The organism is Leifsonia sp. 71-9 (assembly GCF_001898805.1).
GTDB lineage: Bacteria > Actinomycetota > Actinomycetes > Actinomycetales > Microbacteriaceae > Leifsonia.
Map to the genome: position 1 here is coordinate 582,031 of NZ_MKVJ01000021.1, position 23,453 is coordinate 605,483.

The 23,453-nt window shown below is 70.8% G+C and carries 25 protein-coding genes and 3 tRNA genes; 23 read left to right on the forward strand and 5 right to left on the reverse strand.

Going from position 1 to position 23,453, the window contains the following annotated elements:
* Positions 1 to 9: 9 nt before the first annotated feature.
* The 7 genes from BGO91_RS19315 to BGO91_RS19345 are packed head-to-tail and all read left to right on the forward strand — an operon-like array spanning position 10 to position 5,107.
* Positions 10 to 1,020 (forward strand): substrate-binding domain-containing protein, encoded by a 1,011-nt coding sequence (locus tag BGO91_RS19315; protein ID WP_290474361.1) that lies wholly within the window; start codon positions 10 to 12, stop codon positions 1,018 to 1,020.
* A 45-nt stretch (positions 1,021 to 1,065) separates the two neighbouring features.
* Positions 1,066 to 2,619 (forward strand): sugar ABC transporter ATP-binding protein, encoded by a 1,554-nt coding sequence (locus tag BGO91_RS19320; protein WP_290474362.1) that lies wholly within the window; start codon positions 1,066 to 1,068, stop codon positions 2,617 to 2,619.
* Positions 2,616 to 3,251 (forward strand): hypothetical protein, encoded by a 636-nt coding sequence (locus BGO91_RS19325; RefSeq protein ID WP_290474363.1) that lies wholly within the window; start codon positions 2,616 to 2,618, stop codon positions 3,249 to 3,251. Before BGO91_RS19320 ends, BGO91_RS19325 begins: the two co-directional genes overlap by 4 nt.
* Complete coding sequence (locus BGO91_RS19330; protein WP_290474364.1) at positions 3,248 to 3,895, forward strand: transaldolase family protein; 648 nt, start codon at positions 3,248 to 3,250, stop codon at positions 3,893 to 3,895. Before BGO91_RS19325 ends, BGO91_RS19330 begins: the two co-directional genes overlap by 4 nt.
* A 54-nt stretch (positions 3,896 to 3,949) precedes the next feature.
* Positions 3,950 to 4,273, forward strand: coding sequence for a metalloregulator ArsR/SmtB family transcription factor (locus BGO91_RS19335; protein WP_290474365.1), 324 nt, complete (start codon positions 3,950 to 3,952; stop codon positions 4,271 to 4,273).
* Positions 4,274 to 4,283: 10 nt separating this feature from the next.
* Positions 4,284 to 4,745, forward strand: a complete 462-nt coding sequence (locus BGO91_RS19340; RefSeq protein ID WP_290474366.1) for an SRPBCC family protein — start codon at positions 4,284 to 4,286, stop codon at positions 4,743 to 4,745.
* Entirely contained in the window at positions 4,742 to 5,107 is a 366-nt protein-coding gene (locus BGO91_RS19345) for a VOC family protein (RefSeq protein ID WP_290474367.1), read from the forward strand. Before BGO91_RS19340 ends, BGO91_RS19345 begins: the two co-directional genes overlap by 4 nt.
* 10 nt (positions 5,108 to 5,117) lie before the next feature.
* Here BGO91_RS19345 and BGO91_RS19350 read toward each other — a convergent pair whose 3' ends face one another.
* Positions 5,118 to 6,398 (reverse strand): glycosyltransferase, encoded by a 1,281-nt coding sequence (locus BGO91_RS19350; protein WP_290474368.1) that lies wholly within the window; start codon positions 6,396 to 6,398, stop codon positions 5,118 to 5,120.
* Between the two features lie 86 nt (positions 6,399 to 6,484).
* On the opposite strand from BGO91_RS19350, the gene BGO91_RS19355 reads away from it, so the two are divergent.
* Positions 6,485 to 7,351, forward strand: coding sequence for a GTP-binding protein LepA (locus BGO91_RS19355; protein ID WP_290474369.1), 867 nt, complete (start codon positions 6,485 to 6,487; stop codon positions 7,349 to 7,351).
* An 80-nt stretch (positions 7,352 to 7,431) separates the two neighbouring features.
* Here the strand turns inward: BGO91_RS19355 and BGO91_RS19360 are convergent.
* The 3 genes from BGO91_RS19360 to BGO91_RS19370 form a co-directional block, all read right to left on the reverse strand.
* Positions 7,432 to 7,504, reverse strand: a tRNA-Phe gene (locus tag BGO91_RS19360).
* Positions 7,505 to 7,559: 55 nt separating this feature from the next.
* A tRNA-Asp gene (locus BGO91_RS19365) sits at positions 7,560 to 7,636 on the reverse strand.
* A gap of 61 nt (positions 7,637 to 7,697) precedes the next feature.
* Positions 7,698 to 7,770: transfer RNA gene (locus tag BGO91_RS19370), tRNA-Glu, on the reverse strand.
* Positions 7,771 to 8,143: 373 nt separating this feature from the next.
* Here BGO91_RS19370 and BGO91_RS19375 point away from each other — a divergent pair.
* Together BGO91_RS19375 and BGO91_RS19380 are read left to right on the forward strand one after the other, a co-directional pair.
* A complete protein-coding gene (locus BGO91_RS19375) occupies positions 8,144 to 9,406 on the forward strand; it encodes a peptidoglycan DD-metalloendopeptidase family protein (RefSeq protein ID WP_290474370.1) in 1,263 nt (420 codons plus the stop codon).
* Entirely contained in the window at positions 9,399 to 10,736 is a 1,338-nt protein-coding gene (locus BGO91_RS19380; protein ID WP_290474371.1) for a C40 family peptidase, read from the forward strand. The genes BGO91_RS19375 and BGO91_RS19380 overlap by 8 nt, the downstream gene beginning before the upstream one ends.
* Positions 10,737 to 10,847: 111 nt before the next feature.
* Here BGO91_RS19380 and BGO91_RS19385 read toward each other — a convergent pair whose 3' ends face one another.
* Positions 10,848 to 11,339 carry an inorganic diphosphatase gene (locus tag BGO91_RS19385; protein WP_179701250.1) on the reverse strand — a complete coding sequence of 164 codons (492 nt, stop codon included), beginning with the start codon at positions 11,337 to 11,339 and terminating at the stop codon, positions 10,848 to 10,850.
* Positions 11,340 to 11,385: 46 nt separating this feature from the next.
* Here BGO91_RS19385 and tilS point away from each other — a divergent pair, with 46 nt between their 5' ends.
* The 13 genes from tilS (at position 11,386) to lysS (ending at position 23,436) form a co-directional block, all read left to right on the forward strand.
* Complete coding sequence (gene tilS / locus BGO91_RS19390) at positions 11,386 to 12,453, forward strand: tRNA lysidine(34) synthetase TilS (protein ID WP_290474372.1); 1,068 nt, start codon at positions 11,386 to 11,388, stop codon at positions 12,451 to 12,453.
* Positions 12,454 to 12,469: 16 nt separating this feature from the next.
* On the forward strand, positions 12,470 to 13,021 hold the full coding sequence (gene hpt / locus BGO91_RS19395) for a hypoxanthine phosphoribosyltransferase (protein WP_290474373.1): 552 nt from the start codon (positions 12,470 to 12,472) through the stop codon (positions 13,019 to 13,021).
* 200 nt (positions 13,022 to 13,221) lie between these two features.
* Complete coding sequence (gene ftsH, locus BGO91_RS19400) at positions 13,222 to 15,231, forward strand: ATP-dependent zinc metalloprotease FtsH (RefSeq protein WP_290474374.1); 2,010 nt, start codon at positions 13,222 to 13,224, stop codon at positions 15,229 to 15,231.
* A gap of 13 nt (positions 15,232 to 15,244) precedes the next feature.
* A complete protein-coding gene (gene folE / locus BGO91_RS19405; RefSeq protein ID WP_290474375.1) occupies positions 15,245 to 15,820 on the forward strand; it encodes a GTP cyclohydrolase I in 576 nt (191 codons plus the stop codon).
* Entirely contained in the window at positions 15,817 to 16,620 is an 804-nt protein-coding gene (gene folP / locus BGO91_RS19410; protein WP_290474376.1) for a dihydropteroate synthase, read from the forward strand. Before folE ends, folP begins: the two co-directional genes overlap by 4 nt.
* Positions 16,613 to 16,990, forward strand: coding sequence for a dihydroneopterin aldolase (gene folB / locus BGO91_RS19415; protein WP_290474377.1), 378 nt, complete (start codon positions 16,613 to 16,615; stop codon positions 16,988 to 16,990). Before folP ends, folB begins: the two co-directional genes overlap by 8 nt.
* Positions 16,987 to 17,550 (forward strand): 2-amino-4-hydroxy-6-hydroxymethyldihydropteridine diphosphokinase, encoded by a 564-nt coding sequence (folK, locus tag BGO91_RS19420; RefSeq protein ID WP_290474378.1) that lies wholly within the window; start codon positions 16,987 to 16,989, stop codon positions 17,548 to 17,550. Before folB ends, folK begins: the two co-directional genes overlap by 4 nt.
* Complete coding sequence (locus BGO91_RS19425; protein ID WP_290474379.1) at positions 17,547 to 18,026, forward strand: DUF3180 domain-containing protein; 480 nt, start codon at positions 17,547 to 17,549, stop codon at positions 18,024 to 18,026. The genes folK and BGO91_RS19425 overlap by 4 nt, the downstream gene beginning before the upstream one ends.
* Complete coding sequence (locus BGO91_RS19430; RefSeq protein ID WP_290474380.1) at positions 18,010 to 18,516, forward strand: PH domain-containing protein; 507 nt, start codon at positions 18,010 to 18,012, stop codon at positions 18,514 to 18,516. Before BGO91_RS19425 ends, BGO91_RS19430 begins: the two co-directional genes overlap by 17 nt.
* The gene (locus BGO91_RS19435; protein ID WP_290474381.1) at positions 18,513 to 20,135 is read left to right on the forward strand and encodes a PH domain-containing protein; all 1,623 of its coding nucleotides are present in this window, start codon (positions 18,513 to 18,515) and stop codon (positions 20,133 to 20,135) included. The genes BGO91_RS19430 and BGO91_RS19435 overlap by 4 nt, the downstream gene beginning before the upstream one ends.
* The gene (locus BGO91_RS19440; RefSeq protein WP_290474382.1) at positions 20,132 to 20,938 is read left to right on the forward strand and encodes a Rossmann-like and DUF2520 domain-containing protein; all 807 of its coding nucleotides are present in this window, start codon (positions 20,132 to 20,134) and stop codon (positions 20,936 to 20,938) included. The genes BGO91_RS19435 and BGO91_RS19440 overlap by 4 nt, the downstream gene beginning before the upstream one ends.
* A 60-nt stretch (positions 20,939 to 20,998) precedes the next feature.
* Positions 20,999 to 21,874: a pantoate--beta-alanine ligase gene (gene panC / locus BGO91_RS19445; RefSeq protein WP_290474383.1), complete on the forward strand. Its 876-nt coding sequence runs from the start codon at positions 20,999 to 21,001 to the stop codon at positions 21,872 to 21,874.
* A gap of 47 nt (positions 21,875 to 21,921) precedes the next feature.
* Positions 21,922 to 23,436 carry a lysine--tRNA ligase gene (lysS, locus tag BGO91_RS19450; RefSeq protein ID WP_290474384.1) on the forward strand — a complete coding sequence of 505 codons (1,515 nt, stop codon included), beginning with the start codon at positions 21,922 to 21,924 and terminating at the stop codon, positions 23,434 to 23,436.
* The last annotated feature ends 17 nt before the right edge of the window (positions 23,437 to 23,453 follow it).

The window sequence follows — 23,453 nt, forward strand, 5'->3', positions numbered from 1 at the left end:
GGAAAATCAATGAAGATCCGCAACCGCATCGGCGCGGTCCTGGCAGTGGGCCTGATCGCGACCGCAGCACTCACCGGCTGCTCCAACCCGGCCACCGACGGCCCGGCGGCCGGAGGGTCGACCGGCGCCACGAAGCTCCCCGCGAACTGCAGCACCGACAAGCCGACCATCGGCGTCGCTCTGCCGAACACGGTCAACCCTTACTACGTCGCGATGCAGGACAGCTTCAAGAAGCACGGTGCCGACCTCGGCTACGACGTCAAGGTCGCCATCGCGAACGACAGCGACTCCAACCAGCTCTCGCAGGTCGAGTCCTTCATCCAGCAGGGCGTGTGCGCTGTCGCGCTCAACGCCGTCAACTCCGGCCCCGGTGCTGCCAGCGTCAAAGCACTCAACGCGGCCGGTATCCCGGTGTTCACCGTCAACGTGATCATCTCCGCGGACGACCTGAAGACCCAGAACGCATCCTTCGTCCAGTACGTCGGCGCCGACCAGACCGCCGGCGGAAAACAGATGGGCGAACAGGCGCTCAAGGATCTCGGCGCGGACGCGAAGATGACCGTCGGCATCATCGGCAACCCCGACCAGATTCCGACCAACCAGCGCGACCAGGGCTTCAAGGACGCCATCTCGAAGGACGCCAACGCCAAGGTCGTGCAAACGGTCAACGGCAAGATCGACCCGAGCGTGAGCCTGCAGGTGACCGGCGACATGCTCCAGGGCAACCCGGACATCAACGTCCTCTTCGCCGATGCCGGGCCGCACGCGGTCGGCGCCCTCCAGGCGGTCTCGCAGCAGGGGAAGGCGGACAAGATCAAGGTCTACGCCTTCTGCGCCGCCGATGAGCCGCTGACCAGCACGTACGCCGCCTGTGCCGCACAGGAGCCCGCCCAGTACGCCGTGATCCTGCTCGACAACCTCAAGAAGTACCTGGCCGGAGACACGGTCGAGAAGGAGGTCCTCGAGCCGCTGAAGGTCTTCGTGAACGGCCAGACCCCGGGCAAGGGCGAAGTCGGCTGACCCCGCCCCCGCACCACGACAAGAAAACGCAGTAGGGAGACCATGATGACCGGCGGACTCATCGTCAGCACCATCTCGAAGTCGTACGGGCCGACCCGCGCGCTCACCGACGTGAGCCTGACGATCGACCCCGGCCATGTGGTCGCCCTGATCGGGCACAACGGCGCCGGGAAGTCCACGCTTCTGCGTGCGCTTTCCGGCGCCGAGGTGCCCGACAGCGGCACGATCTCGGTGGACGGTACGACGGACCAGTTCCAGAGCCCCGGCGACGCGACCACTGCAGGCATCGCCTGCGTGTATCAGGAGCTGAGTCTCGTCGACGAGCTGACGGTCGCAGAGAATCTGTTCCTCGGCACCGAGCGCACCTCCGGCCCCCTGCTGAACCGCAAAGCGATGAATCGCGCCGCCGACGAACTGTGCCAGGAGTACGGCATCCCCGCCAAGGGCACCGATCTCGTCGCGCGACTGCCCGTCGCGCAGCGGCAGCTGCTCGAGGTGGTCCGCGCGATCAATCGCAACGCCAAGTACCTCCTTCTCGATGAGCCGACGACGGCCTTGGAGCAGGAGCAAGTGGAGTACCTGCTGTCGATCATCCGGAAGTTGGCGGCTGAGAAGGGGATCGGCATCCTGCTGGTCGACCACAAGCTCGACGAGGTGTTCGCCGTCGCCGACCGCATCGTCGGCCTCTCGAACGGTCGGATCGTCCTCGACGGGGACGCGCGGACCATCGACCGGACGGCGGTGATCGACGCCATCGTCGGGGACCACGCCGATGTCGACGACAGCCTCGCCTCACGCGCGAACGTGAGTGCCGACGAACTCGAAGTGGTCGGGGATGCGACGCGCGCCGAGCGGTTCGGGCCCGTCGTGCTCCAGGTCGACGGTCTGAGCGGCAACGGCCTCACCGGTGTCGACCTCGACGTGCACGCGGGAGAGATCGTCGGGATCTACGGCCTGATCGGTGCCGGCCGCTCCCGCTTCCTCCGCACCGTCTACGGCGCCGAGCCCATCGCCGAGGGGCGGATCAGCCTTGCCGGCGAGCGGTATGCGCCGAAGCGGCCGTCGCAGGCGATCGCCGCCGGTGTCTCGTTCCTATCGGAGGAGCGCAAGTCGGACGGATTCATCCCACAGATGTCGTCGGTGGAGAACGTCGTGCTCCCAGTGCTCGGCCGCTACCTCCGCGCCGGCATCCTCAACTGGCGCGCGTTGCGCGGGTCGGCGGATGATGTCCTCTCCCAGGTCACCATCCGAGGCGATGTCCGCAGTCCGATCACCTCGCTCTCCGGCGGCAACCAGCAGAAGGCGCTGTTCGCCCGCGCCACGTTGCAGGCCCCGCGGCTGCTGCTGCTGGACGAGCCGACCAAAGGCGTCGACATCGGCGCCAAGAGTGAGATCCATCGCATCGTCAAGCAGTTGGCCCGGGAGAAGAACGTCGCCGTCATCGTCGTCTCCTCGGAGGAGGAGGAGCTGACCGGCCTCGCCGACTCGATCGTCGTGTTCCGGCAGGGAGCGTGCGACGGCGTCGTGCACCCGCGCGGCGGCGTCACCGCCGCGCAGCTGCGCGAACTCGCCTGGGCCGAATCCGAAGGGGCTGCGTGAACGACGAGCTCGCCGCTCGCGTCGAGTCCGCCGGGATGGTGCTGGCAGGCAGCCTGCTCGCCGTCAACCCCGCGGCCCGTTTCGACGCGGCCAGAGGGCTCTGGGCGCGGGGTGCCTGGGCGCACGCGGATGTGATCGGCGGAGGTTACGGCAGCCGCCCCTCCGTCACCCTCGACGAGATCCGCGCCCTCGCTGCCGCCGGCGGTCCTGTCGACGTGCACCTCATGGTGGATGACGTGGTCGGCTGGCTCGAGGCGCTTCCGACCGGACTCGCCCGCGTCACCATCCAGTCCGAGCGACTCGAGGCCGATATCGGTCGGCTCATCGCGCTGGGGCGACAACGCGCCGACGCGGTGTGGGTAGGCGTCGACACTGCTGTAGCGCCGACTCCACAAGCGGTGACCGGGGCTGACGGTGTCCTTCACATGCTCGTTCCGCCCGCCGTGCCCGGCCACTCCCTCGACCCTCAACGGCTCGCCGCCCTCCGCGCGGACGGCGGCAGTCCGGTCGGCGTCGACGGCGGCGTCCGTGCCTCCGATGTCGGTGCCATCGCCCGGTCCGGCGCGAGCTACGTCGTCATCGGCCGTTCCTTGTTCACCGGACCCGCAGCCCAGAAGGAGACCTCCCGATGACCCCGTACCAGCTCTTCGTCGACAGTGCGGACGAATCCGCCGTGGCCCCGCTCCTCGACGCCCGCATCGTGGAGGGGGTGACGACCAACCCCACGATCCTCCGCCGGGCGGGAGTCGGCCCGAGCGACATCCCACGATTGCACGCGGCCTGGCGTGGTGCTGCCGCCCGGCGCTTGTTCTTCCAGGCATGGGGTGCCGACGTCGACTCCATGCTCGGGCGCGCCCGGCGGATAGCCGCTCTCGGACCCGACATCACCGTGAAGGTGCCGGCGACCCGGACAGGGTTCACTGTCGGCCGTGCTCTGGTCGAGCAGGGGACACCCGTGCTGGTGACCGCGGTCTACTCCACCGCGCAGGCCATCGGTGCAGCCGCCATCGGCGCCGAATTCATCGCGCCGTACTTGGGTCGTCTCGACGATGCGGGGCGCGACGGCGTCGCCGAGATCGGAGCCATGCACGACGCCCTCGACGGCACAGGCACCAGTGTCCTCGCGGCGAGCCTCCGCACGCCGGATGCGATCGTGACGTTGGCAGCCCGCGGCGTGCGCGCATTCACGGCGGCACCGGACGTGATCTGGGCCCTCCTGCAGGACGACACGAGCGACACCTCGGCGGCGACCTTCGACGTAGACAGCCTCGAGTAGCTCGGAAGCGCTCGGATACTTGACACTCGGCTCCGATCGCCGATACTTAAGCACATGGTTAAGTATGCGGACGCCGTCTTCCACGCGCTCGCCGACCCGACCAGGCGGCTGATGGTGGAGCGCCTGGCCGAGGGGCCGGCGACCGTCAGCGAGCTCGCGCGCCCGCTGCCGATGTCGCTGCCCGCGGTCGTCCGGCACCTCCGGATCCTGCAGGACAGCGGCCTCGTGCGCAGCAGCAAGACCGGACGCGTGCGGACCTGCCGCCTCGACCGCGACGTGTTCGACGACGCCGCGTCCTGGTTCGGCGCTCAGCGCCGGCACTGGGAGACACGGCTCGACCGGCTGGGGGAGTTCCTCGACTCCTCCGACGACGAATAGGAGATCAGCAGTGAACAGCAGCAGCACCGTGCACGACACGATGGTCCTCGAACGGCTCTACGCGGCCCCGGCGGAGCGCGTCTTCGCCGCGTGGTCCCATCCCGACGCCAAGCGCGTCTGGTTCTCGGGAGGGGATGGTGACGGCGAGTACGAGCTCGACTTCCGCGTCGGCGGGCGGGAGCTCTCGCGCGCCACGCTGGACGGCGGAGACGACGTCTACACCTACGACGCCCTCTACCAGGACATCGTCCCCGACCGGCGCCTCGTCTACACGAACCACATGCTGCGGAACGCCGACCGCATCTCCGTCTCCCTCACCTCGGTCGAGTTCCGGCCAGACCCCGCTGGAACGCGCCTGGTCCTCACCGAGCACGGCGTCTACCTCGACGGCCTGGACCAGCCCGAGTACCGCAGGCAGGGCATCGCGCAGCAACTGGAGGCCCTCGACACCTTCCTCGGCGGTGCGCGATGACCCCCACGACGCGGGTGCTCAGCGTCACGGTTCCCGTCCCCGACCAGGATGCGGCTCTCGCGTTCTACCGCGACGTGCTGGGCTGCGAGGTGCGCTACGACGGCGAGCCCTGGCCCGGCGCCCGCATGATCGAAGTCGTCCCGCCCGGATCCTCGGTCGGCATCGTGCTCCTCCCGGCCGACAGCGAGATCCCCGTTGCGCTGCGACTCGGGACGACGGACGTGCACGCCGCGTTCGCCCGCGTGCGGGAGGCGGGCATCGTCCTCCACAACGACGAGCCCATCACTATTGGCGACGGCACGCCGATGTTCTTCTTCGACGACCCGTTCGGGAACGGGGTCGTTTACATCGAGGAGGGGTGAGCGGGCGCTCCTAACGGCCCGAAGCCAGCAGCGCCTCCGTGTGCTCGACCACTTCCCGGGGCCCGTCATGCCGGCGAAGCGCCTCGCCGACGCGTTCGGCTGCCGCCCGGTAGGCGGGGTCCCCGGTGACGCGCCGCCACGCGCGCAGGATCGTGCGGGGCGATGGCGTTCCCGTGCGCAGGTTCACCCCGGCGCCGGCCCAGGCGACGCGGGCTGCGACTTCCGGCTTGTCCAGGTCTCCGCCGGCGATCACGAGGGGCACGCCGTGGTGCAGCGCCGCCAGCACGCCGCCCCACCCGCCGTTGGTCACCATCACGTCGATGCGGGGCAGCAGCCGATCGTACGGAAGCAGGTCGGCGACGCGGGCGTTCGGCGGTGCGGGGAACGGCAACGCGCTGTCCCCGCGCACTCCCGTCGCGACGGCGAGCTGCACCCGCTGCCGTCCGAGAGCGGCGAATGCCGGCCGGATGAGGTCGGCGGGATCCACGTTTTGCGTGCCTTGAGTCACGTGCACCACAGGTCGCGGGTCCGCGAGGGCTTCGGCCCACCACGCGGGCTCCGGGATGCCGCTGCCGGCATGGTCCGCGAGTTCGCCGACCCAGACGATCCGCCCCGGCCACTGCGGGCGGGGGTACTCCAGGTGCTCGACGCCGCTGGCGCACACCAGCTCGCGTGAGTACAGCGCCTCCTGGAAGGTGAGTGCGGTGGGCGGAAGGCCGGCGAGGGTGCGTTGCTCGTGGAACGCGCGCTGAATCGGGCGGGATGCGGCCGAGAGCGCCGCCCAGAGCGCGCGGTCCCGCAGGCGGCCGAGCACCGACCTCGCCGGTTGCAAGCCCAGGCCGGGCGGCGGAGCACCGGGGGATGGCGTCGCGAGGGGGACGAGCGCGACCGTGACCCGCGGTGTGCCGGTCCGCTCGGCGGCCAGGTGCGCGCCGAGGGAGAGGCCGTCCGCGACGAGGACATCCCAGGGCCGCGCGCCGAAGGACGCCGTCAGGTCTGCGCACTGTGCGGCTCCGGTTCGGACGAACAGGTCCTCGACGTTGACGATCATCTGACGGGGGCCCTTCCGGCCGCGCAACCGCGGGAACGTCGAGGGCAGATCGTTCTCGTCGAAGTCCGGCGCCCTCTCCCACAGCACCGGTTCCGCCCCGTCGGCGCGGAAGGCCTCGGCGTGGACCGACCCCGTGTACACGCGCACCCGGTGCCCCGCCGCAACGAAGGCGCGCACGACCGCCCGCATGGGCGCGACGTGGCCGGCGAACGGCATGACCGCGACCATCACCTCTGCCATGTCAGCCATGGTGAGGCATGCGGGCCGGGCGGCGCCAGAGCGGTGACGGGTTCACCTCTCGGCAGACACGGTTCATGATGGACGCAATGGCAGACCGCATCTCTCCGCAGAGGATCCTCGAGCACGTCCAGCGGCTCGGCGAGCAGCACCCGCCGATCGCTCTCGACTCGGTCGACCGTGACGTCCGTGCGCCGGGGGCTGTCGCCGATCGCTACGGGCACGTCATCGACTACCTCGCGCGGGTGGAGCTCGAAGTCGACCGGAACGTGCTCGAACTGCTCGTGCTCCTGCCGGACGTGCACGAAGTCGATCGCCTGTTCTACGCCGACGTGTGGCAGCCGCAGGAGATCCAGCACGGACTGATCCTCGACCGCCTGCAGCAGGATCTCGGCCGGCCCGCCGCCCAACCCGAGCTCGCCGTCTCGTTCAAGATCAAGATCATGGGCGCCCTCGCGCACTTCTCGTCGATCCAGGACATCGCGCGGCTGCTCTACTACCTGACCGGCGCGAGCACCGAACGGCAGGCGGTGCTGGCGTACAACGTCCTGTACGACGGGATGCGGGACCTCGGGGAGGCGGCGATCGCCGAGACGATCATCAGCCCGATCCGCAGGCAGGAGCCGGGTCACTTCGCGTTCTACCGGATGAGTGCGACCCAGCTCGTGCAGAGCGGCGAGCTCAAGCCCTGGCAGCTCTACCTGGCGCGCATCCTGAGGGAGAAGACGTACAACCTCGTCGGCACGAACGGCCAGGACCGCTATCGCGCCCAGATGGGCGGCGTCGCGAGCGTGCTCGGCTTCGCCGACGACCTCGAGAAGTACGCCCGCGAGGTCGGCCGGATCGAAGCGCAGCTGCTCTGGGCGGAGCAGAGCGGCATGCAGTTCCCCCCGTACGTGCTGAAGGCGTTGAAGGAGAGCATCGACCTCTACCGGGAACGCGGGTTCGACGGCTGAAACGGGCTTCCATCGAGCCTCGGGAGGCGACGAAAAACCCCCGGCATCCGCAAGGGATCCGGGGGTTCTCTATTCCGCTGTGGCTCCGACCGGCATCGATCCGGTGACCTTTCGATTTTCAGTCGAACGCTCTACCAACTGAGCTACAGAGCCTCACCGCCGAGGCGGTGATAGACGAAAGCCCTTCCGAGGGAAGGGCTTGTCGCCATGGCGACCCTGACGGGACTTGAACCCGCGACCTCCGCCGTGACAGGGCGGCACGCTAACCAACTGCGCTACAGGGCCAAACTGTTATTCGATTTTCCGTGTTCCATTGTAGATGACGTCCACCGCTTGCGAGGACGGGTGACCCCAACGGGATTCGAACCCGTGCTGCCGCCGTGAAAGGGCGGTGTCCTAGGCCGCTAAACGATGGGGCCGGGTTGTCTCGATCCACTTTCGTTTCTCGACGACCACCGACGCATAAGCATACGGAAGATGGTGGCCGAACGCCAATCGGGGTTGCATCCCGGGCGGGTCAGGCCTATATGGAGGGTTCGGGAGGGTGCGCCGATCGGGCGACGCCCCACGGAAATGCCCCGGTTCGGCGGGTCTCGGTGGGTAGATTGCGAGCGACGGCTCCCCCCGCCGTCCGCGTGAGTCACGCGCCGCCGACCCCTGCCGCCGTCCACCGACCCTGGGCTTCGCGCGCGCATGTTGGTAAAGTTGCACGAGTTGACTAGCGATACCCGTGCGACTGGTGTGACAAACGAGATGAAAACGATACGTGAGCGAAGCGGGTTCGAGGTGGCGATGAGACGCGAGACGAGTGGATTCGGGGAGAAGGTCCCCAGGCGCAGGCCGTGGTCCCTGCGTGCCGGGATCGCAGCGGCCGCCATCGCGGCGCTGGCCGCCGTCGGATCCGTCGCCCCCGCTTACGCGGACAACTACCCCAGCTGGCAGGACGTCCAGAACGCGAAGGCCAACCAGGCCACCGCGTCCGCCCAGGTCGACAAGATCAACGGCCTGATCTCGCAGCTGAAGGGCGAGGTCGCCTCCACACAGGCGGAAGCCGTGAAGCGCGGAGCCGAGCTCCAGGTGGCCGAGGCCAAGTTCGACGAAGCGAACATGCGGGCGCAGGATCTCGAGAAGCAGGCCGCCGCGAGCCAGAAGAAGGCGGACGACGCGAGCACGCAGGCCGGCAAGGTCGCCGCGCAGCTGTACCGCACCGGCGGGCGTAACCTCACGGCCAACCTCTTCCTGAGCGGCAACGGCGCCTCCGGCACCAACCCCGACAAGCTCCTCTCCGACCTCGGCAGCATGTCCAAGCTGGCCGAGCAGTCGAACCGCGTCTACACGGACGCGAAGACCGCCCAGAACACCGCGAACGCGCTCTCCGACCAGGCCGACGTCGCCAAGGCGGAGCGCTCCAAGCTGCAGGTCGCGGCCGAGGCGGCGATGCAGGCGGCGATCGAGGCGGCGAAGGCCGCGCAGGACAAGCTCGCGGAGCAGCAGAAGCAGATCGTGGTGATGCAGGCGCAGCTCGCTGCGCTGACGGACGCGACCGCTCAGACGGTCGCGGGCTACGAAGCCGGTGTCGCGGCGGCCGCAGCAGCCGCAGCGGCCCGCGGCTCGGCCGGACTCCCGGGCGGATACGTCGGCCCGCAGGGCTGGGCGGTTCCCGCCGCAGGCCCGATCACCGACGGCTTCGGTTCCCGTCCCTCCCCGGGCGGCGTGGGCAGCACCTACCACATGGGCATCGACATCGGCGCCTCGTGCAACGCCCCGATCTACGCCGCCTACAGCGGCACCGTGATCTACGCGGGGCCCAACGGCTCCTACGGCAACTTCGTGCTCATCGACAACGGCAGCGCCGTCAAGACGGGCTACGCGCACATCCGCGACGGCGGCATCCTGGTCGGCATCGGCCAGTCGGTGAGCGCCGGCGAACCCATCGCCCGCGTCGGGACCACCGGCGCGTCCACGGGATGCCACCTGCACTACGAGGTGCGCATCAACGACGTGAAGATCGACGGCATCCCGTTCATGAGAGACAGGCAGGCACCCCTTGGCTGAGAACGACAAGACCCCGAACACCGACCGCGCATCGCGCACCCGGACGGGACTGGCGATCGGCGCCGGCGTCATGGGCGCCGTGACCGCGTCGATCGGCATCGTCACCCCCGCGCAGGCGGTCGACTACCCGTCCTGGAACGACGTGCAGCAGGCCAAGTCCAGCGTCGCGAACCAGCAGGCGATGGTGTCGAACATCACGGCCCTGATCGGCACGCTGCAGTCGAGCGTCGACGCGGCGAACGTCGCGGCGGCCAAGGCGGCCGAGACCTACCTGCAGGCCAAGCTCGCCCTGGACCGCGCGACGGACAAGGAGGCCGACCTGCAGAAGCAGGCGGCCGCGGCGGCGGACAAGGCGAAGACCTCGCAGATGCGCGCCGGCCTGCTCGCCTCGCACCTGGCGAAGTCCGGCGGCGGAGACGTCACGAGCCAGCTCATGCTGAACGGCGGAGGCTCGGGCTCGGAGGCCGACAAGCTCCTGTTCCAGCTCGGCACCATGAGCAAGCTCACCGAGCAGTCCAAGGCCGTCTACGATCAGGCGACGAAGGACAAGAACGCGGCCGAGTCGCTGAAGGCGCAGGCCACCTCCGCGAAATCGGCGCGCCAGGATCTCGCGACCCAGGCCGACACCGCCCTCGCGGCCGCCCAGTCGGCCCAGAGCTCGGCGCAGGCGGCCCTCGCGGAGCAGCAGAGCAAGTCGACCGAGCTGGTCGCCCAGCTCGCGACGCTGAAGAACACGTCCGCGCAGGTCGAGGCCGCGTACCTCCAGGGCGAGCAGGCCAAGGCTGCGGCTGCGGCGGCGGCCGAGGCGCAGCGCAAGGCGGCGGAAGCAGCGGCGAACAACCCCCCGGCGAATTCGGGAGGCGGTGGCGGCGGCTCCTCGTCCGGCGGCGGCTCCTCCTCCGGGGGCTCGTCCGGCGGCGGTGGTGGCGGCGGTGTCGTGGCCCCGCCGAACGGCAACGTCGTGCAGACCGCCATCGCCTATGCGCGCTCGCAGCTCGGCAAGCCGTACGTGCTCGGCGGAGCCGGCCCGAACACCTGGGACTGCTCCGGCCTCACCATGAAGGCCTACGCCTACGCCGGCGTCTACATCGGCGGTCACTCGGTCAACGACCAGTACTACACCGCCCGCAACAACGGCCAGCTCGTCTCCTACGGGGCGAAGCAGCCCGGCGACCTGATCTTCTGGGGCAGCGGCCCGGGCAGTTTCTACCACGTCGGCATCTACATCGGCGGCGGCCAGATGATCGCCGCACCCACCGAGGGCGACGTCGTCAAGATCCAGTCGGTCTGGGGCTCCCCCTGGTCCCAAGTAGCCCGCCCCTCCGCCTGACCCGCGCCCGCCCCAACTCCGGACTCCGGCCCGCGAGCACAGCAAAAACGCTCCCGATCGACTCGATCGGGAGCGTTTTTCCTGTGCTCGCGGGCGACGGGCCCGCGGGGCTCAGTGGCCTTCGGCCTTCAGCTTCTCGAAGCCGGCCTCGACGATCTTCTCGGCCTCGGCGGCGTCGCCCCAGCCCTCGATGTTCACGAACTTGTTCGGCTCGAGGTCCTTGTAGCGGGCGAAGAAGTGCTCGATCTCCTTGCGGGTCTGCTCCGGGACGTCGGTGATGTCCTGGATGTGCGCCCAGCGCGGGTCCTTCGCCGGCACGACCACGACCTTCGCGTCGCTGCCCGCCTCGTCGCTCATGTTGAGCACGCCGACCGGGCGGACCTTGACGCCCACGCCGGGGAACGCCGGGTACTCGAGGAGCACGAGGGCGTCCACGGGGTCGCCGTCCAGACCCAGGGTGTTCTCGAAGTAGCCGTAGTCGGTCGGGTAGACGAAGCTCGTGAAGAGCACGCGGTCCAGGTAGACCCGGCCCGTCTCGTGGTCCACCTCGTACTTGTTGCGGCTCCCCTTGGGGATCTCGATGACGACGTCGTATGCGGCCATGTGCCGTTCTCCTTAGCTCTCGGAAAGACTGCAATAACGTTACTGGATGCACGTCAACGGTTCCCCTGAGCGTCGCCCCCGCCTCACGCCCCCGATCGCCGACGCCCGGCGCGCGGTCCGCGACGCGCTCTCCGCGGCCGCCGCTCTGCCCGCGCCGGACCCGCACGACGACCACGGGCCGCGCCGCGCGCATCCCCTCGCGCCGGGCGCGCTCGTGCTCGTCGGGCTGAGCGGGGGAGCGGACTCCCTGGCCCTCGCCGCGGCGACGGCCTTCGAGGCGCCGCGGGCGGGATACCGCGCCGGTGCCGTGGTCGTCGACCACGGCCTCCAGGAGGGCAGCGCGGCCGTCGCCGAACGGGCCGCCGCCCAGGCGCGCGAGCTCGGCCTCGACCCGGTGCTGATCGAGCGCGTGAGCGTCGACGGGGCCGGAGGGCCGGAGGGGGCCGCGCGTTCCGCCCGCCACGCCGCGTTCGACCGTGCCCGCGCCGCGACGGGCGCCGAGCGCCTCCTGCTCGCCCACACCCTCGACGACCAGGCCGAGACGGTCCTGCTCGGCCTGGCCCGCGGCTCCGGCCCGGGGAGCCTGCAGGGGATGCTGCCGGACACGGGGACGCTCCTGCGCCCGTTCCTCGGCCTGCGGCGGGAGGCGACCCGCGCCGTCTGCGCCGACTCCGGGCTGGAGCCCTGGGACGACCCGCACAACGACGATCCCGCCTTCACCCGGGTGCGCGTGCGCCGCGAGGTGCTGCCGGTGCTCGAGCGCGAGCTCGGTCCCGGCGTCGCCGAGGCGCTCGCCCGTACCGCGGAGCAGCTGCGCGAGGACGACGAGGCGCTCGACGGCCTCGCGCTCGAATGGGCGCTGGAGCTCGTCAGCCAGACCGACGACGGCGCCGTCGCGCTCGACGTCCGGGGGCTGGCCGCTGACCCGCCCGCGCTGCGCCAGCGCATCATCCGACTCGTCGTCTCGGCGGAGTTCGGGGTCTCGCTCACGCGCACCCACACGCTGGCCGTCGCGGAGCTCATCACCGACTGGCACGGCCAGGGTCCGCTCAGCCTGCCAGGCATTAGAGTTGAGAGGCAGAACGGGCTGCTCACGTTTCACCCCAACAGCTAAGGACAGCACCTCCCCCATGGAACTCACGGACGTCGCGAACGACCTGACCGAGATTCTGATCACCGAGGAGCAGATCCGCTCCCGCCTCGCCGAGCTGGCACGGGAGGTCGAACGCGATTACGCGGGCAAGGACGTCCTGCTGGTCGGCGTCCTGAAGGGAGCGGTCATGGTGATGGCCGACCTCTCGCGCGAGCTGAAGCTCTCCGTCACGATGGACTGGATGGCCGTGAGCTCGTACGGCAGCGGCACCCAGTCGAGCGGCGTCGTCCGCATCCTGAAAGACCTCGACACCGACCTGAGCGGCAAGACCGTGCTCATCGTCGAGGACATCATCGACTCCGGCCTCACCCTCTCCTGGCTGATCGCGAACCTGCGCAGCCGCGGCCCCGAGTCGATCGAGATCTTCACGCTCCTCCGCAAGCCGGAGGCGGCGCGCGTCGAGATCGACGTGAAGTACGTCGGCTTCGACATCCCGAACAAGTTCGTCGTCGGCTACGGCCTCGACTACGCCGAGCGCTACCGCACGCTGCGCGGCGTGGGCATCCTCGCCCCGTCCGTCTACAGCTGAGCGACCCCGGCTCGCCGGGCGCCCGCCGAGTGGGCGGGATGTGCACGTGAGAACGCCGAGTGGGCGGACTATTCACCCACTCGGCGTTCTGCTGCGCGGGGGAGGTGCAGTCCCGGGCGTGTCGGAGTGGGCCGCGTACTGCGTGCCCAGAGCGAACACGCAGCCGACCCACAGAGCCGAAGCGGTACTGTGGTCGCACCATGAACGTCAAGAAGATCTTCCGCGGCCCGATTCTCTACGTCGTGCTTGCGATCATCGCCGTGTGGATCGGCTCGAGTCTGATCACGATGTCGGGTTTCAAGGGGGTCTCGACCCAGAAGGGTCTGGAGCTGCTCTCGAGCGACAAGGTCTCCAGCGCGAAGATCGTCGACGGTGAGAACCGCGTCGATCTGACGCTCAAGGAGGCCGACGGGTCGCTCGGCACGCAGGTGCAGTTCTACTACGTCACCCCGCGCGGCGCCGACGTCGTGAAGGCGGTCGACGACGCGAACCTGCCGAAGGGCTACGACGACGAGGTGCCGCAGCCGAACTGGCTGGTCAACATCCTCGGCTTCCTGATCCCGGCGCTGCTGATCGGCGTGTTCTTCTGGATCATGCTGTCGGGCATGCAGGGCGGCGGCAACAAGGTCATGCAGTTCGGCAAGTCCCGGGCGAAGATGGTCACGAAGGAGACGCCGAAGGTCACCTTCGACGACGTCGCCGGGTCGGACGAGGCCATCGAGGAGCTCGAGGAGATCAAGGACTTCCTCAAGGAGCCGGCCAAGTTCCAGGCGGTCGGCGCCCGCATCCCGAAGGGCGTGCTCCTGTACGGCCCTCCCGGAACCGGCAAGACCCTGCTGGCCCGCGCCGTCGCGGGTGAGGCGGGCGTCCCGTTCTACTCGATCTCGGGCTCCGACTTCGTCGAGATGTTCGTGGGCGTCGGCGCGAGCCGCGTGCGCGACCTGTTCCAGCAGGCGAAGGAGAACTCGCCGGCCATCATCTTCATCGACGAGATCGACGCGGTCGGCCGTCACCGCGGCGCCGGTCTGGGCGGCGGGCACGACGAGCGCGAGCAGACGCTGAACCAGCTCCTGGTGGAGATGGACGGCTTCGACCCGAAGACCAACGTCATCCTGATCGCGGCGACCAACCGTCCCGACATCCTCGACCCCGCGCTGCTGCGCCCGGGCCGCTTCGACCGTCAGATCGGCGTGGACGCGCCCGACATGCTCGGCCGCAAGAAGATCCTCGAAGTGCACGGCCGCGGCAAGCCGCTCGCGGCGTCGGTCGACCTCGAGGTGCTCGCCCGCAAGACGCCGGGATTCACCGGCGCCGACCTGGCGAACGTCCTCAACGAGGCCGCCCTGCTCACCGCCCGCTCGAACGCGCAGCTGATCGACAACCGCGCCCTCGACGAGGCCGTGGACCGCGTGATCGCCGGACCGCAGAAGCGCACCCGGGTCATGAAGGACCAGGAGAAGCTCATCACCGCGTACCACGAGGGCGGCCACGCCCTCGCCGCCGCCGCGATGCGCCACACCGACCCGGTGACGAAGATCACCATCCTGCCGCGCGGCCGTGCTCTGGGCTACACCATGGTCATGCCGCTGGAGGACCGGTACTCCGTCAGCCGCAACGAGCTGCTCGACCAGCTGACCTACGCCATGGGCGGCCGCGTCGCGGAGGAGATCGTCTTCCACGACCCGACGACGGGCGCCTCGAACGACATCGAGAAGGCGACCTCGATCGCCCGCAAGATGGTCACCGAGTACGGCATGAGCGCCGACATCGGCTCGGTCAAGCTCGGCCAGGCGAACGGCGAGATGTTCCTCGGCCGCGACATGGGCCACCAGCGCGACTACTCCGAGCGGATCGCCGAGCAGGTGGACGCCGAGGTGCGCGAGCTCATCGAGAAGGCGCACGACGAGGCGTGGGAGGTGCTCAACAACAACCGGGCCGTCCTCGACCGCCTGGCCGCGGCGCTGCTCGAGCAGGAGACCCTCGACCACAACCAGATCGCCGAGATCTTCTCCGACGTGGTGAAGCTCCCCGAGCGTCCGCAGTGGCTGTCGAGCGACAAGCGCCCGATCTCGGACGTGCCGCCGATCGACTTCCCGAAGGCCAAGGCGCCGATCGACTCCGGAGCCGTGGACGGCGGAGTCGACTCCGAGCCGCCGGCGTCGAAGCCGAAGCGCGCTCCGGCGATCAAGCCGCGGCCGGCGACCGCCTAGGTCGCGTCACCGCATGACCGGTTTCGATCGCGCACGCATCGAGGCGGCCGTCGCCGAGATCCTCGCCGCTATCGGCGAGGATCCGTCGCGTCCCGGCCTCGCCACCACGCCGTCCCGCGTCGCCGACGCCTACGCCGAGTTCTTCGCCGGCGTGGGCGTCGACGCGTCGGCGGAGCTCGGCGAGCCGGTGCCGCTGGAGTCGGAGCACGCCGACACCGTGGTGCTGCGCGACATCGCGTTCCGCTCGGTGTGCGAGCACCACCTGCTGCCCTTCCTCGGCGTCGCGCACGTCGCCTACCTGCCGGGGGAGTCGGTGGTCGGCCTCGGCCGCATCCCGCGCGTCATCGACACCCTGGCGGCCCGGCCGCAGATCCAGGAACGGCTGACCGAGCAGATCGCCGACGCGATCGAGCGCGGCGCCGGTGCGCGCGGCGTGCTCGTCGTGCTCGACGCCTCGCACGCCTGCGTCACCACCCGCGGCCCGCGGCAGACGACCGCCACCACCGTGACCTTCGCCACCCGCGGCGCGTACACCGACCCGGTGGTGCGCGCCGAGCTGATGGCCCTCATCGGAAGCGGTGCGCAGTGACGCTCATCATGGGCGTCCTCAACGTGACTCCGGACTCGTTCAGCGACGGCGGCCTCTGGCTCGAGCCGGCCGCGGCCGTCGAGCACGCGCTCGAGCTCGTCGCCCAGGGTGCCGACATCATCGACGTGGGCGGCGAGTCCACCCGGCCCGGCGCCCTGCGCGTCGAGCCGGAGGAGGAGCGCGCCCGCGTGGTGCCCGTGATCAGCGCGCTCGCCGCGCAGGGCGTCACCGTGAGCGTCGACACCCTCAACGCCTCCACCGCCCGTGCCGCTGCCGACGCGGGCGCGGCGATCATCAACGACGTCTCGGGCGGCCTCGCCGACCCGGGGATGCCGGACGCCGTGCTCGACACCGGCCTGCAGTACGTGCTCATGCACTGGCGCGGCCGCCTCGACTCCGCCGACTCGCTCGCCGTCTACACGCACACGGTGCAGGAGGTGCGGAGCGAGCTCTCGGCCCGGATCACCTCCCTGCTCGACCACGGCATCGACCCCGCGAAGCTCATCCTCGACCCCGGTCTCGGCTTCTCGAAGACGGGGGAGCACAACTGGCAGGTGCTCGCCGGCCTGCACGAGATCGAGACCCTCGGCTACCCGGTGCTCATCGGGGCCTCCCGTAAGCGGTTCCTCGGCGCCCTCCTGCCCGACGGCGCGCCGGTGGCGGACCGGGATGCGCCCACCGCCGTGATCTCCGCCCTCGCGGCGCAGGCCGGGGCCTGGGCGGTGCGGGTGCACGACGTCGTTTCCACGCGAGTCGCCCTGGATGTCGTGCGGGCGTGGCAAGCTGGACGCGATGACTAGCACCGAGGCGGCCGACGCGATCATCCTGACGGGGCTGCGCGTCCGCGCCCACCACGGGGTGTTCGACTTCGAGCGCGAGAACGGCCAGGACTTCGTGGTCGATGTGACCGCGGGTCTCGACCTCGCGCGCTCGGCGGCCTCCGACGACCTGGAGCAGACGGTCCACTACGGCGTGCTCGCGGAGGAGATCGTCGCCGCCGTGGAGCGCGACCCGGTCGACCTGATCGAGACCGTCGCGGAGCGGGTGGCGGGCGTGGTGCTCGCGCACTCCGCCGTCCAGTCGGTGGAGGTCACCGTGCACAAGCCGGACGCGCCGATCACCGTGCCGTTCGGCGACGTCGCCGTGCGCGTCGTGCGGAGGCGCTCGTGACCCCCGGCATGGCCCGGCCGCAGCGCATGCGGGTCGGATCCCCCGCCGTGCTGGCGTTCGGCAGCAATCTCGGCGATCGCGCCGCGACCATCCGCACCGCCCTCGACGCGTTGCGCGCCGAGCCCGGACTGCGGGTGGAGGCCGTTTCCCGCCTGTACGAGACGCCGGCTCTGAAGCTCGACGGCATCGACGAGGAGGCCCCCGCCTACCTCAACGCCGTCGCCCGCATCGACACCGTGCTCGACCCGCTCGCGCTGCTCGCGCTGGTGAACCGCGTGGAGGACGCCCTCGGCCGGCTGCGCACCGAGCGCTGGGGCGACCGCACCATCGACATCGACATCGTCGACTACGACGGCATCGTCTCGGACGACGAGCGCGTGACGCTCCCGCACCCGCGCGCCCACGAGCGGGCGTTCGTGCTCGTGCCGTGGCTCGACGTGGACCCGGAGGCCGTGCTCGCCGGATACGGCCGCGTCACCGACCTCGCGGCGCAGGCGACGGACCCGGTGACGCCGTACACCGCCGAGTCCCTCGACGACACGGACGGAGGCGACCGATGAACCGGACCCGCCCCACCTCCCTCATCGGCCTGGGCGTCGTGGGCCTCGTCGTCGGATTCCTCGGCGAGCTCGGCGCATCGGCGACGGGGATGGCCGTGTTCATCCCGCCGGCCACCCTGCCCATCACGCTCGTGGCCGTCGCCGTCATCATCGTGGCGTTCGCCGTGCCGATCCGCCGGGCCGTCCGCGGGCGCAGCTCCCGGCGCATCGACCCGTTCCAGGCGACCCGCGTCGTGGTGCTCGCCAAGGCGTGCGGGCTGAGCGGCGCGCTGCTCACCGGAGCCGGGATCGGCGTCCTCGCCTACCTGCTGAGCCGGGACGTGCTCCCGGGCGGCAACTCCATCCTGCTCACCGTGCTCGCGACCGTCGGAGCCGTGGTGCTCCTGGTCGCCGGACTGATCGCCGAGAGCTTCTGCAGCCTCCCGCCCGACCATGACGACGACGACCCGGAGAACGCCCATGTCGACCCCCGCTGAGCCGGCACGCGCCCGCATCGACCTGAACGTCGGCGACTGGCGCCGCGTCTCGCCCAAGTACGTGGTGGTCGTGATCGTCGGCACCCTGATCAGCGGTGTGGTCGCGTCCGCCGTCGCGACCTTCCTCTGGCTCGTCGCCGGCTGGTCCTTCGCCTGGATCGCGCTGATCGCGATCGTCGTCATCACCCTGGTCGCGCTGGTGATCGCGCCGCGGCGCGCCCGGTCGATCGGCTACCTGGAGCGGCAGGACGACCTGCTCTTCCGCCGCGGGATCATGTACCAGCGCTTCGTCTCGGTGCCGTACGGGCGGATGCAGCTCATCGACATCAACCGCGGCCCGGTGGGGCGGATGCTCGGCCTCGCCGACCTGAAGTTCGTGACCGCGGCGGCCTCGACCGGCGTCGTCATCCCGGGCCTGCCCGATGCGGACGCCGCCGAGCTGCGCGACCGCCTGGTCGATCTGGCCGAGAGCAGGCGGGCCGGGCTGTGACCGAGCCGCTGCCCGGAGGCCCGCTGCCCGGAGGCCCGCTGTCCGCCGTCGAGCGTTCGGCCGAACGGTTCACGGACGGCGAGTGGCACCGGCTGCACCCGGCGACACCGCTGCTGCGCGGCGGCATCGTCTTCATCGCGGTGCTCGGCTTCGTGCTCTCCAACCTGCGGGAGCGCCTGGTCGGCTTCTTCGTGGGCGCCCCCGATTACGGCGGCGACCCCCTCGACGAGATCTACAACCGCGGCTGGGAGGGCTGGGCGCTGCTCGGCGTCGCCGTCGTGCTCATCCTGTGCCTCGGCGCTTTCTACCTGTCGTGGCGGATGCACACGTTCCGCATCACGGGAGACACCGTGGAGGTGCGCAGCGGCATCCTGTTCCGCACGCAGCGCAAGGCACGGCTCGACCGCATCCAGGGCATCAACGTGGTGCGGCCGCTGATCGCGCGGCTGTTCGGCGCGGCGAAGCTCGACATCACCGCGGCCGGGCACGACGCGAACCTCCAACTCGCCTACCTCGGCTCGTCGCTGGCGGACGGGCTGCGCTCGGACGTGCTGCGGCTCGCCTCCGGTGTGCGCGCTGCGGAGGCGCAGGCCCGGGCGGACGAGAGCGCGGGAGCCGGAGCCCCCGACGGCGCACCCGTGGGAGCACCCGGCGCCGCCGCCTCCCGGACCGCCGCCGTCGGCGACCTGGTGAACCGCCGTGTGAACGAGTTCCTCGCGCCGGAGCTCGACCCGAACGCCGCCCCGCCCGAGTCGGTCGTCAAGATCCCGCCGCTGCGGCTCCTCGGCTCGCTGCTGATGAGCGGCTTCACCGTGTTCGTCGTCGTGGTGGTCGCCCTGACCGCCATCGGTGCGGCGACGGGATGGCTCTGGCTCGCCCTCATCGTGCTGCCCGGCCTGATCGGCTCGGCCAGCTTCTACATCAACCGTTTGACCAAGTCGCTGCGCTACTCGATCGCCGGGACGCCGGACGGGGTGCGCGTCGGGTTCGGGCTGCTCAGCACGAGCAACGAGACCCTCCCGCCCGGCCGCATCCACGCCGTGCAGGTGCTGCAGCCGCTGCTGTGGCGTCCGTTCGGCTGGTGGCAGATCCGGATCAACACGGCGGGCCACTCGCGCGAGAAGGGCGCCGCCGGGCAGGCGAACACGACGACGCTCCCGGTCGGGGATGCGACCGACGTCGAGCGCGTGCTCGCGCTGATCCTCCCTGGGCTCGCGACCGAGGAGCACCGCGACCTGATCCGCTCCGGGATGACGTCCCGCGGCCGCGACGACTGGACCAGCAGCCCGCGGCGCGCGGCCTGGTTGCGGCCGCTCTCGTGGCAGCGCACCGGCTACACGAGCGTCGACGGCGCGGTGCTCCTGCGGCACGGGTTCGTCTGGCGGCAGCTGGTGATCGTGCCGCTCGCCCGCCTGCAGAGCCTCAAACTGGAGCAGGGGCCGATCGACCGCCTGCTCGGGCTCGCCGAGGTGGACTTCCACACGGTGAGCGGCCCCGTCCACCCGCGGCTCGCGGCGATGGACGCGACGGAGGGCATCCGGCTGTTCGAGCGGGCGTCGGCCGACGCGATCGCCGCCGGACGCAGCGACCGCAGCCACCGCTGGGGGGAGTCCGCATGAGCCCCGTGGAACGCTCCGGGCGCCTCGGCCTCGGGATCGTCGGCGCGGGACGCGTCGGCCCGGTGTTCGGCGCCGCCCTCGCGGGAGCCGGTCACGCCGTGGTCGGCATCTCGGCGGTGTCGGCGGCGAGCCGCGAACGCGCGGAGGCGATGCTGCCGCAGGCGCCGGTGCTGGAGGTCCCGGTGCTGGTCGAGCGCAGCGAACTCGTCATCCTGGCCGTCCCGGACAGCGAGCTGCCCGGCCTGGTCGCCGGGCTCGCCGCGACGGGCACCTGGCAGCCGGGCCAGATCGTGCTGCACACCGCGCCCGGGTACGGCGTCGACGTGCTCCGCCCCGCCGCCGCCGCCGGCGCGATCCCGCTGGCCGTGCATCCCGCGCTCGACTTCACCGGCACCAGCCTCGACCTGGCGCGCCTGGCCGAATCGTGGTTCGCCGTCACCGCGGCCGCCCCGGTGCTGCCGATCGCGCAGGCCCTCGTCGTCGAGATGGGCGGCGAGCCCGTCGTCGTCGCCGAGCAGGACCGCCCCGCCTACGCGGAGGCCATCGCCACGGCCACCGCGTTCTCACGCTCGATCGTGGAGCAGTCCACCGGCATCCTGCGCGGCATCGGGGTCGAGAACCCCGGTTCCTTCCTGAGCTCGCTCGTCCGCTCGGCCGTCGACAACGCGCTGACGCAGGCGGGCGCGACCCCCGCGATCGACGTCGAGGACGTGCTGCAGGCGCTCCGCGACGACGACCTCCCCGGCCCCGGCGACGGCGACCCCGGAGACGACGGGCGCGGCTGGTACCTCCGCGGCGAGTAGCCTGGACTGCGGCCATCGCTCGTTGCCACCCGTACGGGCGCCGCGGTCGAAGGGGAGAGAATGCCGCACGTCGTCACCACCATCGCCGAACTGCGCGCGCTCATCGCGAGCGCCCGCCGCGAGGCCCTGCTCGCCGACCCTGCCGGCGACCCGGCGGGGCTCGTCGCGCTCGTGCCGACGATGGGCGCCCTCCACGACGGCCACCTGCGCCTCGTCCGCCAGGCCCGCGAGCTCGCCGGCGTCGTGGTCGTCTCGATCTTCGTGAACCCGCTGCAGTTCGGGCCGGGCGAGGACCTCGACCGCTACCCGCGCACCCTCGACGCCGACGTCGCCGCGCTGGAGGGCGTCGCCGACATCGTCTTCGCCCCGAGCGCGGCCGAGATGTACCCGCAGGGGGAGTCCTCCACGCGGGTCACGGCGGGGGAGGTCGGCTCGCTCTTCGAGGGCGCGTCCCGCCCCGGCCACTTCGACGGGATGCTGACCGTCGTCGCCAAGCTGTTCGGCATCGTGCAGCCCGACGTCGCGGTCTTCGGCCAGAAGGACGCCCAGCAGGTGCACCTCGTCGGCCGGATGATCGACGACCTGAACCTCCCGCTGACCCTCGCGGTCGTCGACACCGTGCGCGAAGACGACGGCCTGGCGCTCTCGAGCCGCAACCAGTACCTCTCGTCCGACGACCGCGTCGCCGCCGTGACGCTGTCGCAGGCGCTCGCCGCGGGCGCCGAGGCCGCGCAGGGCGGGGTGGAGGCCGCGCTCGCCGCCGCCCGGACGCGCATCGAGGACGACCCAGCCGTTAAGCTGGACTATCTCGTGATCGTCGACCAGCCCTCGTTCCGCGAGGCGGCACCTGGCCACCACGGCCCGGCACTGATGCTCGTCGCGGCCCGCGTGGGCACGACGCGTCTCATCGACAACCGGCGCATCACGATCCCCTGAGCCGACACCGACGACACGACGACCACCGCCGAACGGAAGACACACCGATGACCGACGCGCCCACCCCCCAGGCCGACCTCACGGACGACGAGATCAGCGAGCAGAAGGCCGTCCGGCTCGGCAAGCGCGAGCGCCTCATCGCCCAGGCCGAGACGGCCGCGGGAGGCGCGTACCCGGTGCAGGTGCCGGTCACCACGACCATCCCGGAGGTCCGCGCGGCCTGGGGCCACCTGGCCGCGGACGAGCCCTCGGGCGAGACGGTCGGCGTCGCCGGCCGCGTCGTGCACCTGCGCAACACCGGCAAGCTGTGCTTCGCCGTGCTCCAGTCGGGCGACGGCACGCGCATCCAGGCCATGGTGTCGCTGGCGGCCGTCGGCGAGGAGTCGCTGATCGCCTGGAAGGAGCTGGTCGACCTCGGCGACCACGTGTTCGTCACCGGCGAGGTCGCCTCCAGCCGCCGCGGCGAGCTGTCGATCATGGTCACCGGCTGGGAGATCGCGTCCAAGGCGCTGCTGCCCCTCCCGAACCTCCACAACGAGCTCAACGAGGAGACGCGGGTGCGCTCGCGCTACCTCGACCTCATCGCGCGCGAGCAGGCCCGCAAGACCGTGCTGGACCGCGCCGCGACCATGGCGAGCCTGCGCGCGACGTTCGCCGACCGCGGCTTCGTCGAGGTCGAGACCCCGATGCTGCAGGTCATCCACGGCGGGGCCTCGGCCCGCCCGTTCGTGACCCACTCCAACGCGTTCGACACCGACCTGTACCTGCGCATCGCGCCGGAGCTCTACCTGAAGCGCGCCGTCGTCGGCGGCATCGACCACGTCTTCGAGATCAACCGCAACTTCCGCAACGAGGGCGCCGACTCGACGCACTCGCCCGAGTTCGCGATGCTCGAGGCCTACCAGGCGTACGGCGACTACAACTCGATCGCCGACCTCACCCAGACGCTCATCCAGAACGCCGCGCAGGCCGTCTCCGGCTCGCACGTCGTCACCTGGGCCGACGGCACCGAGTACGACCTCGGCGGCCAGTGGGACCGCATCCGGATGTACGACAGCCTCTCGGAGGCGATCGGCGAGGAGATCACGCCCGAGACCCCGATCGCGCGCCTGCGCGAGCTGGCGGCCGACGCCGGGATCGAGATCGAGCACCCGCTCGCCGGCAAGTACGTCGAGGAGCTGTGGGAGCACCACGTGAAGGCGGACCTCGTGCGCCCGACGTTCGTGATGGACTTCCCCGTCGACACCAGCCCGCTCGTGCGCGCGCACCGCTCGCGCGAGGGCGTCGTCGAGAAGTGGGACCTCTACACCCGCGGCTTCGAGCTGGCGACCGGCTACTCCGAGCTGATCGACCCCGTCGTGCAGCGCGAGCGCTTCGTCGAGCAGGCGAAGCTCGCGGCGGCCGGCGACAACGAGGCCATGCGCCTCGACGAGGAGTTCCTGCGGGCGCTCGAGTTCGGGATGCCGCCGACCGGTGGCATGGGCATGGGCATCGACCGCCTGCTCATGGCCCTCACCGGTCTCGGCATCCGCGAGACCATCCTCTTCCCGCTGGTCAAGTAGCCGCTTTCTGCGGACCC